This window comes from Sphingomonas olei, assembly GCF_045369765.1.
Classification (GTDB): Bacteria; Pseudomonadota; Alphaproteobacteria; order Sphingomonadales; family Sphingomonadaceae; genus Sphingomonas; species Sphingomonas panaciterrae.
Genome location: NZ_JBIQEU010000003.1, coordinates 244,256 through 256,774, shown reverse-complemented (window position 1 = coordinate 256,774; position 12,519 = coordinate 244,256). Strand labels below are relative to the sequence as shown.

The 12,519-nt window shown below is 65.6% G+C and carries 9 protein-coding genes; all 9 read left to right on the top strand.

The features are described from left to right. Positions 1–146: 146 nt before the first annotated feature. On the top strand, positions 147–1,241 hold the full coding sequence (zapE, locus tag ACH0BU_RS05700; protein WP_046411378.1) for a cell division protein ZapE: 1,095 nt from the start codon (positions 147–149) through the stop codon (positions 1,239–1,241). A 129-nt stretch (positions 1,242–1,370) separates the two neighbouring features. Continuing rightward, positions 1,371–2,333, top strand: a complete 963-nt coding sequence (gene mdh / locus ACH0BU_RS05695) for a malate dehydrogenase (protein WP_046411380.1) — start codon at positions 1,371–1,373, stop codon at positions 2,331–2,333. Positions 2,334–2,402: 69 nt separating this feature from the next. After that, on the top strand, positions 2,403–3,287 hold the full coding sequence (sucD, locus tag ACH0BU_RS05690; RefSeq protein ID WP_046411381.1) for a succinate--CoA ligase subunit alpha: 885 nt from the start codon (positions 2,403–2,405) through the stop codon (positions 3,285–3,287). Between the two features lie 198 nt (positions 3,288–3,485). Further along, entirely contained in the window at positions 3,486–6,464 is a 2,979-nt protein-coding gene (locus ACH0BU_RS05685) for a 2-oxoglutarate dehydrogenase E1 component (RefSeq protein ID WP_082103183.1), read from the top strand. 116 nt (positions 6,465–6,580) lie between these two features. Continuing rightward, positions 6,581–7,831 (top strand): 2-oxoglutarate dehydrogenase complex dihydrolipoyllysine-residue succinyltransferase, encoded by a 1,251-nt coding sequence (gene odhB, locus ACH0BU_RS05680; protein WP_046411382.1) that lies wholly within the window; start codon positions 6,581–6,583, stop codon positions 7,829–7,831. A 58-nt stretch (positions 7,832–7,889) separates the two neighbouring features. After that, positions 7,890–8,852, top strand: a complete 963-nt coding sequence (locus tag ACH0BU_RS05675) for a L,D-transpeptidase (protein WP_241212521.1) — start codon at positions 7,890–7,892, stop codon at positions 8,850–8,852. A gap of 57 nt (positions 8,853–8,909) precedes the next feature. Then, positions 8,910–9,842, top strand: a complete 933-nt coding sequence (locus ACH0BU_RS05670; protein ID WP_046411384.1) for an ABC transporter ATP-binding protein — start codon at positions 8,910–8,912, stop codon at positions 9,840–9,842. Continuing rightward, on the top strand, positions 9,839–10,615 hold the full coding sequence (locus tag ACH0BU_RS05665) for an ABC transporter permease (RefSeq protein ID WP_296218809.1): 777 nt from the start codon (positions 9,839–9,841) through the stop codon (positions 10,613–10,615). The genes ACH0BU_RS05670 and ACH0BU_RS05665 overlap by 4 nt, the downstream gene beginning before the upstream one ends. 63 nt (positions 10,616–10,678) lie before the next feature. Further along, entirely contained in the window at positions 10,679–12,496 is a 1,818-nt protein-coding gene (locus ACH0BU_RS05660) for a DUF885 domain-containing protein (protein WP_197075586.1), read from the top strand. Positions 12,497–12,519 lie beyond the last annotated feature (23 nt).

Genomic DNA, 12,519 nt, shown 5'->3' with positions numbered 1-12,519 from the left:
AATCTCCTAAAGGGCCCGCAAAATACTCGCGCGGCCGCGGCGGACCGGCACCTCAGGCACGATCCGTCCGCACGCCCCTGCGCGAAACTCGCCGGCGCTCCCATGTCGGCGCAGTGGGGAGCCCCCTTCCCCCAACGGAGTTTGTCGTGGCCGCAGTTCTCAACGCCTATGAAGCCCTGATTGCCGCCGGGGAGTTGCGGCCCGATCCCGAACAGGCCGCCGCGGCGGCGCGGCTCGACTCGCTGGCCGTCGAGCTCGAACATCCCCGCACCACCGGCTTCTTCCGCAAGAAAGTGATTCCGCCGCGCGGCATCTACATGTGGGGCGACGTCGGCCGCGGCAAATCCATGCTGATGGACCTGTTCTTCGCCAACGTGAACGTCGCCCGAAAGCGCCGCGTCCATTTCGGCGAGTTCATGCTGGAGGTGCACGGCCGGATCGCGGCGGAGCGACGCAAGGAGGCGGGCGACCCGATCCTTCCCGTAGCCGCCGCGCTGGCAGAGGAAGCGCAATTGCTCGCCTTTGACGAGATGATCGTCAACAATTCGCCCGACGCGATGATCCTCTCGCGCCTGTTCACTGCGATGATCGAGGCGGGGGTGACGGTGGTGACGACGAGCAACCGCGTCCCTACCGACCTCTACAAGAACGGCCTCAACCGCGAGCATTTCCTGCCCTTCATCGCCTTGATCCAGGAGCGGCTTGACGTGCTAGCGCTCAACGGCCCGGTCGATTACCGCCGCGATCGCTTGGGCCAGCAAAACACCTGGCTCGTGCCCAACGGGCCGGAGGCGACGGCGCAACTGTCGGCAGCGTTCTTCCGCCTCACCGACTATCCGCCCGAAGATCGCGACCACGTGCCCAGCGAGGACCTCATCGTTCAGGGCCGCTCGCTGCGCGTCCCAAAATCGCTAAAGGGCGTCGCCGTCTTCAGCTTCAAGAAGCTGTGCGGCGAAGCGCGCGGCAGCGCCGACTATCTAGCCATCGCGCGCCGCTTCCACACCGTGATCCTCGTCGGCATCCCCGTCCTCGGCCCGGAGAACCGAAACGAGGCCGCACGCTTCGTCAGCCTGATCGACGCGCTCTACGAATATAAGGTGAAGCTCCTCGCCGCGGCGGATGCGGAACCCGCCGATCTCTACCCCGTTGGCGACGGACGGTTCGAATTTCAGCGCACCGTCAGCCGGCTCGAGGAAATGCGATCCGAGGACTATCTGGCACAAGGCCATGGCGCCGAGTGACAGCCTTATTGCTATTGAGAACGCTTATCGATTAAAAGCGCCCTATGCGCCTTTAGTGGCTTGTGCCGACCGACCAAAGGGCGTACCCGACCTCTCCAATCACGACCTCACGTTACGGAAAGGGATTGGATGGCCCGCAAGAAGATCGCGCTGATTGGCGCCGGCAATATCGGCGGCACGCTCGCGCACCTCGCTGCCCTCAAGGGGCTTGGCGACATCGTTCTGTTCGACGTGGTCGAAGGCGTACCGCAGGGCAAGGCGCTCGACCTGTCGCAGTGCGGCCCCGTCGAAGGGTTCGACGCCAAGATCATCGGCTCGAACGACTATAAGGACATCGCTGGCGCCGACGTGATCATCGTCACCGCCGGTGTCGCCCGCAAGCCGGGCATGAGCCGCGACGACCTGCTCGGCATCAACCTGAAGGTGATGAAGGCGGTCGGCGAAGGCATTCGCGACAATGCGCCCGACGCATTCGTCATCTGCATCACCAACCCGCTCGACGCGATGGTCTGGGCGCTGCGCGAATTCTCCGGCCTGCCGCACAACAAGGTGGTCGGCATGGCGGGCGTGCTCGACTCGGCGCGCTTCAGCCACTTCCTCGCCGACGAGTTCAAGGTGTCGGTGAAGGACGTGAACACCTTCGTACTCGGCGGCCACGGCGACACGATGGTCCCGGTGCTCGAATATTCGACCGTCTCCGGCATCCCGGTCAGCGACCTGATCGAGATGGGCTTCTCCACCAAGGAGAAGGTCGACGAGATCGTGAAGCGCACCCGCGGCGGTGGCGGCGAGATCGTTGCCCTGCTGAAGACCGGCTCGGCCTATTACGCGCCCGCCACCAGCGGCATCGCGATGGCAGAGGCCTATCTCTATGACCAGAAGCGCATCCTGCCGGCCGCAGCACACCTGACCGGCCAGTATGGCATCGACGACCTGTACGTCGGCGTCCCGGTCGTGATCGGTGCCGGCGGCGTCGAGAAGATCGTCGAGGTGAAGCTGTCGGACGAAGCCAAGGGCAACCTTCAGGTGTCGGTCGACGCGGTCAAGGAACTGCTCGTCGCCTGCAAGGGCATCGACGAGAGCCTGGCATAACGCCGGATTGAATACCCGGTGCGCGCCGGCATCCGGCCGCGCGCGCCGGGTTGAGTGATTGGAGAGCCAATGAGCATTCTCGTCGACAAGAATACCAAGGTCATCACGCAGGGCATGACCGGTAACACCGGCAGCTTCCACACCCAGGCGGCGCTCGACTACGGCACGCAGATGGTCGCCGGCGTTACCCCGGGCAAGGGTGGTGGCACCCACCTCGGCCTGCCGTTGTTCGACACCGTTGCCGAGGCGGTGGAGAAGACCGGCGCCGACGCCAGCGTGATCTACGTCCCGCCGCCCTTCGCCGCGGATTCGATCCTTGAGGCGATCGACGCCGAAGTGCCGCTGATCGTGTGCATTACCGAGGGTATTCCGGTGCTCGACATGGTGCGCGTGAAGCGTGCGCTGACGGGCTCCAAGTCGCGCCTCATCGGCCCGAACTGCCCGGGCGTGCTGACGCCGGGCGAGTGCAAGATCGGCATCATGCCGGGCAACATCTTCAAGAAGGGCTCGGTCGGCGTCGTCTCGCGCTCCGGCACGCTGACCTATGAGGCGGTGTTCCAGACCTCGAACGCTGGCCTGGGTCAGACCACCGCGGTCGGCATCGGCGGCGACCCGGTCAACGGCACGAACTTCATCGACGTGCTCGAGCTCTTCCTCGCTGACGATGCAACCGAATCCATCATCATGATCGGTGAAATCGGCGGCAGCGCCGAGGAAGAAGCAGCCCAGTTCCTGCGCGACGAAGCGAAGCGTGGCCGCAAGAAGCCGATGGCCGGCTTTATCGCGGGCCGTACGGCGCCTCCGGGCCGCCGCATGGGTCACGCCGGCGCGATCGTCTCGGGCGGTCAGGGCGGCGCCGAGGACAAGATTGCGGCGATGGAAGCTGCCGGCATCAAGGTGGCGGCAAGCCCGAGCGAGCTCGGCTCCACGCTGCTGTCGGTGCTGAAGGGTTGATTGGACACCCCCTCCCCGCCGGGGAGGGGATATTAAGTCGAGGCAAGTCGTTGCCTAGACGAAGATGGAGAGGGGTCGTGCAGGCCAGTGCCTGCCGAGGTCAGTGACCCCTGCCCCTCTCCCGGCTTGGACGTGCCCGCTCGGGCGTCGTCCGCGCGACCCTCTCCCTCTGCCGGAGGGAAGGGAGTGGAGTTGGTGATGGGCTACGAAGGTCAGGATTTCTTGGACGTTGCCGGCGGCGTATCGCCGGCGTTCATTGACGCGCTCTACACGCGCTACAAGGCCTCGCCCGACAGCGTCGAGCCCGGCTGGCGCGGCTTCTTCGAAGGGCTGGAAAGCGGCACGTCCGGCCCCAGCTGGCGCAACGATCGCTGGCCGCTCACCACCACCGATGATCTGACCGCGGCGCTCGACCCGACCCAGATGGAGCCAGCGCCCAAGCCCGCGAAGGGTGGCAAGCCCGCCCCGGCTGCGGCCGCTCCGGCAGCCGCCGCTCCGTCTCAGGACGAGATCGTTCGCGCGGCGGGCGATGCGATCCGCGCCCAGCTGCTGGTGCGCACCTATCGCGTGCGCGGCCACCTGGCGGCCAATCTCGACCCGCTCGGGCTCAACACCCAGCGCGAGCTGCCGGCCGACCTGCGCACCGAATATCACGGCTTCACCGACGCCGACATCGACCGCCCGGTCTATCTCGGCGGCACGATGGGCCTGCAATGGGCCACCATCCGTGAGCTCGTGAACATCCTGCGTGCCAATTACTGCGGCAATGTCGGCCTTGAATACATGCACATCGCCGATGTCGAGGAGCGCCGCTTCCTCCAGGAGCGTATGGAGGGCAAGGACAAGGCGATCGAATTCACGCCGCAGGGCAAGAAGGCGATCCTGAACAAGGTCATCGAGGCCGAGCAGTGGGAGAAGTTCCTCGGCCGCAAGTACGTCGGCACGAAGCGTTTCGGCCTCGACGGCGGTGAATCGATGATCCCGGCGCTCGAAAGTGTCATCAAGTACGGCGGCGCCGCCGGCGTGAACGAGATCGTGTTCGGCATGGCCCACCGCGGCCGCCTGAACGTGCTCGCCAACGTCATGGGCAAGCCGCTGCGCGTCATCTTCCACGAATTCGCCGGCGGCTCGGCCAACCCGGACGACATCGGCGGCTCGGGTGACGTGAAGTATCACCTCGGCACCTCCACCGACCGCGAGTTCGACGGTGTGAAGGTCCACATGTCGCTCGTCGCCAACCCGTCGCACCTCGAGGCGGCGGATCCGGTGGTGCTGGGCAAGGTGCGCGCGATCCAGACGATCGCCGGCGACCTTACCGATCATACCAAGTCGCTGCCCGTGCTGATCCACGGCGACGCGGCCTTCGCCGGCCAGGGTATCGTCTGGGAATGCCTCGGCTTCTCGGGCATCCGGGGCTACAACACCGGCGGCTGCGTCCACTTCGTCATCAACAACCAGATCGGCTTCACGACGAGCCCGCAGTTCGCGCGCTCCTCGCCCTATCCGTCGGACGTCGCAAAGGGCGTCCAAGCGCCAGTCTTCCACGTCAACGGCGACGATCCCGAGGCGGTGACCTTCGCCACCAAGATGGCGATCGAATTCCGGCAGAAGTTCCACCGCGATGTCGTGATCGACATGTGGTGCTACCGCCGCTTCGGCCACAACGAGGGCGACGAGCCGGGCTTCACCCAGCCGCTGATGTACAAGGCGATCCGCAACCACCCGCCCGTCAGCGAGATCTACGGCAAGCGCCTGATCGAGCAGAAGGTCGTCGACCAGGCGTGGATGGACGAGAACGTCAAGCAGTTCACCACCCTGCTCGAAGGCGAGTTCGAGGCTGGCGCGAGCTACAAGCCCAACAAGGCGGACTGGTTCGCCGGCCGCTGGTCTGGCCTGTCGGTGCCGGCTGACCCGGAAACCGCGCGCCGCAGCTTCGACACCGGGATCGAACAGAAACTGTTCGATTCGATCGGTCGCACGCTGACCACCGTTCCCGAGGACCTCGCGATCCACAAGACGCTGGCGCGCGTGATCGATGCCAAGCGCAACATGTTCGCCACCGGCGAGAATTTTGACTGGGCCACTGGTGAGGCACTCGCCTTCGGGTCGCTGCTGTCGGAGGGCTTCGGCGTTCGCCTGTCGGGTCAGGATTCGGGCCGCGGCACCTTCTCGCAGCGCCATGCCGTCTGGGTCGACCAGAATGACGAGCACAAGTACGTGCCGCTGTGGAACATCGAACATGGCCGCTTCGAGGTGCTCGACAGCCCCTTGAGCGAATATGGCGTGCTCGGCTTTGAATATGGCTATGCGCTCGCCGATCCGAAGACGCTGGTGCTGTGGGAGGCGCAGTTCGGCGACTTCGTCAACGGCGCTCAGATCATGATCGACCAGTTCATCGCCAGCGGAGAGGCCAAGTGGCTGCGCGCCAACGGCCTGGTGATGCTGCTGCCGCACGGCTACGAGGGCCAGGGTCCGGAACACAGCTCGGCACGGCCGGAGCGGTTCCTGCAGCTGTGCGCGCAGGACAATATCCAGGTCGCGAACTGCACCACCCCGGCGAACTATTTCCACCTGCTCCGCCGGCAGATGCACCGCAGCTTCCGCAAGCCGCTGATCATCTTCACGCCCAAGTCGCTGCTGCGCCACAAGCTGGCGGTGTCGAGCCGCGCGGACTTCGTCGGTGACTCGCACTTCCGCCGCATCCTCTCGGACACGAACGGCGCGGCGGACGAGGCGACGAAGCGGCTGGTGCTGTGCACCGGCAAGGTCGCCTATGACCTGATCGAGGCGCGCGACGCGGCTGGTGACGAGAATACGCAGATCGTCCGCATCGAGCAGCTCTACCCCTTCCCAACCGAGGCGCTGGCGAAGCGCATCGCGCGGATGCCCAACCTCGAGGACGTGGTCTGGGCGCAGGAAGAGCCGCGCAACAACGGCTATTGGTTCTTCGTCGAGCCGTTCATCGAGGACGCGCTGGCCGAGGCCGGCTGCGCGATCAAGCGCGCCCGCTATGCGGGCCGTGCGGCGGCGGCGTCGCCGGCAACCGGCCTGATGAAGCGCCACCAGGCGGAACAGGGCGCGTTGATCGCCGACGCACTCGGCCACAGCGTGCGCGAGGAAATCCGCCGCACCCGCTCGGCCGAGACCACCAAGAAGGCTGGCAAGGCGGCGAGCTGAGCGCATGGTGCCGGCGCCATCGGGCGCCGGTGCACGAAACGTTGATCAAGCGGCGCGGGTAGCAACACCCGCTCGCAACAGGGCCCCGGCAAAAGGCGGGGTGGAAGGAAACGGGAATGGCAACCGAAGTTCTGGTCCCAACGCTGGGCGAATCGATCACCGAAGCAACGCTGGGCGAGTGGCTGAAGCAGCCGGGCGACAAGGTCGCCGCCGATGAGCCGATCGCCAGCCTCGAAACCGACAAGGTGTCGGTCGAGGTGCCGAGCCCGGTCGCCGGCATCATGGGCCAGCATGCGGTCGCCGTCGGCGACACCGTACAGGTCGGCGCGATGCTCGCGACGGTCGAGGCCGGCGATGGTGCGCCCGCGGCCGAAAGCGCCCAGCAACCGGCCGTGACTCAGGCCCCGGCGGCTGAACAGCCTGCGCCGGCGGCCGGCGGTTACGGCAACCATGGCGCCACCCCGGTCGACAGCAACGCCCCCGCCGCGCTCAGCCCGTCGGTCCGCCGCGCGGTGCTGGAGCATGGCGTTGATCCTGCAACGATCAAGGGCACCGGCCGCGACGGCCGCATCACCAAGGAAGACGTCGCAACCGCCGCGTCCTCGCGTCCGGCCGCCGCTCCCGCCCCCGCCGCTGCGCCGACCCCGTCGGTCGCGGCCGCCGGTGGCCGCAAGGAAGAGCGCGTGCGCATGACGCGCCTGCGCCAGACGATCGCCAAGCGCCTGAAGGACGCGCAGAACACCGCAGCAATGCTGACGACGTTCAACGACGTCGACATGACCGCGGTGATCGAGGCACGCGCCAAGTACAAGGATCTGTTCGAAAAGAAGCACGGCGTCCGCCTTGGCTTCATGGGCTTCTTCGTGAAGGCCGCGACGATGGCGCTGAAGGACATCCCGTCCGTCAACGCCTCGATCGAGGGCGATGAGATCGTCTATCACGATTATGCCGACATCTCGGTCGCGGTGTCCTCGCCGGGCGGCCTCGTCGTGCCGGTGATCCGCGATGCGCAGGACCTGTCGGTCGCGGGCATCGAGAAGACGATCGGCGATTTCGGCAAGCGCGCCAAGGAAGGCACGCTCAAGATGGACGAGATGAAGGGCGGCACCTTCACCATCTCCAACGGCGGCGTGTTCGGCTCGCTGATGTCGACCCCGATCATCAACCCGCCACAGTCGGCCGTGCTTGGCCTGCACCGTATCGAGGATCGCCCCGTGGTTCGCGACGGCCAGGTCGTCGTCCGCCCGATGATGTATCTCGCGCTCAGCTACGATCACCGCCTGATCGACGGCCGCGAGGCGGTGACGTTCCTCGTCGCGCTCAAGAATGCGATCGAGGATCCGACCCGTATCCTGATCGACCTGTAATCCGTATTCTCCCGCCGGTAGGATGCCGGCGGGAGATACGATTATGCCGGGGATGATGATGCGCCGCTTGTTGCCTTTCGCCGCGTTGGCGCTTCTGATCGCCCCGGCCGCCGCCGCCCAGCAGCAGCGCGGCCCGATGACCGAGCCCGGCGCGATCGAGCGGCTGAAACCCGGCCAGTTCTTCTGGGCGCCGCAGATCGCGCCCGCCGGCCCGGTCACGATGATCGTCAGCCTGAAGACGCAGCGCGCCTATGTGTACCGCAACGGCGTGCCGATTGGGGTGACCACGATCTCTTCGGGCAAGCCGGGGCATACCACCCCCACCGGCGTGTTCACGATCTTGCAGAAGAAGGTGGACCACAAGTCCAACCTCTACAACAACGCCCCGATGCCCTACATGCAGCGGCTGACCTGGGACGGGATCGCGCTGCACGCCGGCGCCCTCCCCGGCTATCCTGCCAGCCACGGTTGCGTCCGCCTGCCCATGGCCTTTGCCAAGCTGCTTTACGGCGTGACCAGCCTGGGGCTGACCGTGGTGATCACCAACGAAAGCCTGGTACCCGAAGTGGCGCCGGCGGCCAGCCCGGTGCCCTCCGCCCCGTCCGATGGGCACAGCAACAATGCCGCCTTCAGCTGGACTCCCGAGGTTTCGCCGACGGGGCCTGTGTCGATCATCGTCAGCGGGCGTGATCGCCGCATCGTGGTGCTGCGCAACGGCAAGCAGATCGGCTCTGCGCCTGTGATGCTCGACGTCCCCGTCGCCAATACCGAGGCGTTCACGCTGCGCGCCGTCGATGCCGATGGTGCCCATTGGATGCGCCTGCCGCTGCCGGACGGCTCTGGAAAGGATGGCGGTGAGTTGACCGCGGACGAGCGGACCAAGGGGCACGTGCCAGACGAATTTCGGCAGAAACTGGAAGGGATCCTCGCCCCCGGCGCCACCATGCTGGTGACGCGCGAAACGCTTGCGACCAGCGGGACCGGTAGCAAGCTTGCGGTTCTGGTGACCGACTCCAAATAAGGGGACGCTACCCTCCTCATGCGCGCCGTCCTGGCGCAGGAAGCTCCCGGGATCTCCATGCAGCCGATCATTTCGATCAAGGGCCTTCAGAAGACATATGCATCCGGTCACCGCGCGCTGAAGGGTGTCGATCTCGACATAAGGCGCGGTGAGATCTTCGCGCTGCTTGGGCCGAACGGCGCGGGCAAGACAACCATGATCGGCGCCATCTGCGGCCTGGTGAACGCCACCGGCGGCAGCGTGACCGTCGACGGCTATGACAATGTGCGCGACTATCGGGAGGCCCGCGCGCGCATCGGCCTTGTCCCGCAGGAGCTGAATACCGACCAGTTCGAGTCCGTTCGCGCGACGGTGGCGTTCAGCCGCGGCCTCTTCGGACGGCCGAGGAATCCCGCACTGGTCGAACAGGTGCTGCGCGACCTGTCGCTTTGGGACAAGCGCGACAACGAGATTCGCGAGCTGTCCGGCGGCATGAAGCGGCGCGTGATGATCGCGAAGGCGCTGGCGCACGAACCCGACATCCTGTTTCTCGATGAGCCGACCGCTGGCGTCGATGTCGAGCTTCGCCGCGACATGTGGGCGATGGTTCGCAAACTTCGTGATCGCGGCGTCACCATCATCCTCACCACCCATTATATCGAGGAGGCCGAGGAGATGGCCGACCGCGTCGGCGTGATCATTGGCGGCGAGCTGATCCTGGTCGAAGAAACATCGGTGCTGATGAAGAAGCTGGGGCGCAAGGAATTGATCGTTCAACTCGCCGAGCCGCTTCCCGCAATCCCGCCCGAACTCGCCGACTGGCATCTCGAGCTGACGGCGGAGGGACGTGAGCTGCGCTACGTCTTCGATCGTCACGCGGAGCGTACCGGCGTTCCTTCCCTGCTCGGCCGTCTGCGCGATCTCGGCATCAACTTCTCCGACCTCAGCACCCATCAAAGCTCGCTCGAGGAAATATTCGTGGACCTCGTTCATGGAAGGCGCGCGGCATGAAGGCGCCCCGTTTCAACGCCGCCGGCGTCTGGGCCCTCTATCGGTTCGAGATGCACCGCTTCCGGCGAACGCTGTGGACCGGCCTTGCCGTCCCTGTCATCACCACGACCCTGTATTTCGTCGTGTTCGGCTCGGCGATCGGCTCTCGAATGACCGAGGTGGGCAGCATCCCCTACGGCAGCTTCATCGTGCCGGGCCTCATGATGCTGTCGCTGTTTCAGGAAAGCACCTTCAACGGCGCCTTTGGCATCCACATGCCCCGGTTCACCGGCACGATCTATGAGCTGCTCTCCGCCCGCATGTCCGCGTTCGAAACCGTGCTGGGCTATGTCGGCGCGGCAGCGACCAAGGCGTTGATGGTCGCATTGGTGATCCTGCTGACCGCCAACCTCTTTGTCGACGTTGAGATCGCGCATCCCGTCATCATGCTGGCCTATCTGGTGCTGGTCGCCTGCGCCTTTTCGTTGTTCGGCTTCGTGCTGGGTATCTGGGCAAAGGGATTCGAGCAGTTGCAGGTGATCCCGCTGCTGATCGTTACGCCGCTCACCTTCCTCGGCGGCGCCTTCTATTCGCTCGACATGCTGCCGGAGCCATGGCGCACAGTGTCGCTGTTCAACCCGATCGCCTATCTGATCAACGGCTTCCGCTGGACCTTCTTCGGGCAGGCGGATGTGTCGCCGCTGGCAAGCCTCGCGGTGACGGCGGCGTTCTTCGCCGTCTGCCTCACCGCCGTATGGTGGATCTTCCGCACCGGCTATCGCCTGAAGAACTGACGCGGGGGGCATTGCGCCGGCGGGCGCGGGCGGCAAGAAGCATCTGATCTTCAGGAGATTTCGATGCGTCGCACGCTTGCCCTCATGCTTCTTCCCTTGCTTCCTGTCGTTGCGGCCGTTCCCGCCGCCGCCCAGGCGCCGGTTGCGGCGCAGCCGGGCGCGAAGGACGCCGCGCTGCTTCAGTTCCTTGACGCTGCCTTCGACGCCCAGCTCGCGCTCAGCCCGGAATCGCAGACCCACCTCGGGTTCAAGACCAACTACGACAAGCTCGACGATTATACGGACGCGGCGAACGTAAGGCGGCGCGACCTGGCGGAGCAGCAGCTCAAGGAGATGCGCGCCCGCTTCAAGCCGGAGCAACTGGGTGAAAGCGCGCGGGTCAGCTACCGCCTGTTCGAACATCAGGTGGAGCGGGATCGGGAATCCTTCCGCTTCCGCAACCTGCGCTTCCCAGTGTCGACCAACGGCAGCCCCGCGGGTGCCATCCCCGTCCTGCTGATCAACAATCACAAAGTCGACAGTGTCGCCGATGCCCAGGCGTATATCGCCCGCCTCCGCGAGACGGAGCGCGTGATGCGCGAAGTGACGGCGACGATGCGCAAGCAGGCGGCGGCCGGCATCATCCCCAACAAGGTCAATTTCGCCCCTGCCCGCGCCGACGCGCGCAAGGTCGTCACCGGCGCGCCGTTCGACGGTGGCGCCGACTCCACGGTGATGGCGGATTTCCGCAAGAAGGTCGCTGCGCTCGATGCTCCGGCAGCGACGAAGCAGAAGCTGCTGTCCGATGCCAGCGCTGCGCTGACCGGCCCGTTCAAGCGCGGCTATGACATGCTGTTCGTCGCACTGGACGAGATCGAGCCGCTGTCGAAGGGGAATTTCGGCGCCTGGAACCTCCCCGACGGCGCAGCTTACTATAACGATCGCCTGAAGGGTTCGACCACCACCAGCCTCACCGCCGATCAGATCCACGACATCGGCCTGCAGCAGGTCGCCGCGATCCGGCAGGAGATGGAGGCGATCAAGAAGCAGGTCGGCTTCACCGGCACGCTGGAAGAATTCTTCAACCACATCCGAACCGATCCGAAGTTCAAATATCCGAACACCGACGCCGGTCGTGAGCAATATCTGGCCGACGCGCGCAAGATCATTGCCTCGGTGATGGAGGTCGCGCCGCGCTACTTCCGCGTCCTGCCCAAGGCACCGCTGGAGGTGCGCGCGGTCGAGAAATGGCGCGAGGGCACTGCCTCCACCGCCTTCTACAACCCGCCCTCGGCCGACGGGTCGCGGCCCGGCATCTACTACGTCAATCTGGTCGACATGAACCAGACGCAGAAGGTTCAGGTCGCCGGCATCTCGGTGCATGAGGGCGCGCCCGGCCACCACTTCCAGATCGCGCGTCAGCAGGAACTGACCGGCCTTCCCAAGTTCCGCAAGTTCGGCGGCTTTGGCGCCTATATGGAAGGCTGGGGCCTCTACACCGAGCGGCTCGGCGACGAGATGGGCGTCATCACCGATCCCTATGATCGCTTCGGCATGCTGTCGCTTCAGGTCTGGCGCGCGATCCGGCTGGTGCTCGACACCGGCATTCACTCGAAGCGTTGGACGCGCGAGCAGGCGATTGCCTATTTCAAGGCGAACAGCTCGGTCTCCGACACCGACATCGCACGCGAGGTGGACCGCTACTTCAACTGGCCGGGCCAGGCGACCAGCTACATGGTCGGCCAGCTGAAAATCGCTGAACTGCGCCGCAAGGCAGAGCGGGAGCTTGGCGACAAGTTCGACATCCGCGATTTCCATGAGGCCGTGCTGAGCCAAGGCGCGCTTCCGCTCGATCTGCTCGAGGCGCAGGTCAACGCCTATATCGCTGCCGCCCGCACCTGACGATTGATCCGCCGCCGCGTGCC

Coding starts and splice junctions, on each gene's coding strand:
- mdh (WP_046411380.1), top strand. CDS start 1,371: ATGGCCCGCAAGAAGATCGCGCTGATTGGCGCCGGCAATATCGGCGGC.
- sucD (WP_046411381.1), top strand. CDS start 2,403: ATGAGCATTCTCGTCGACAAGAATACCAAGGTCATCACGCAGGGCATG.
- ACH0BU_RS05685 (WP_082103183.1), top strand. CDS start 3,486: ATGGGCTACGAAGGTCAGGATTTCTTGGACGTTGCCGGCGGCGTATCG.
- odhB (WP_046411382.1), top strand. CDS start 6,581: ATGGCAACCGAAGTTCTGGTCCCAACGCTGGGCGAATCGATCACCGAA.
- ACH0BU_RS05675 (WP_241212521.1), top strand. CDS start 7,890: ATGCGCCGCTTGTTGCCTTTCGCCGCGTTGGCGCTTCTGATCGCCCCG.
- ACH0BU_RS05670 (WP_046411384.1), top strand. CDS start 8,910: ATGCAGCCGATCATTTCGATCAAGGGCCTTCAGAAGACATATGCATCC.
- ACH0BU_RS05665 (WP_296218809.1), top strand. CDS start 9,839: ATGAAGGCGCCCCGTTTCAACGCCGCCGGCGTCTGGGCCCTCTATCGG.
- ACH0BU_RS05660 (WP_197075586.1), top strand. CDS start 10,679: ATGCGTCGCACGCTTGCCCTCATGCTTCTTCCCTTGCTTCCTGTCGTT.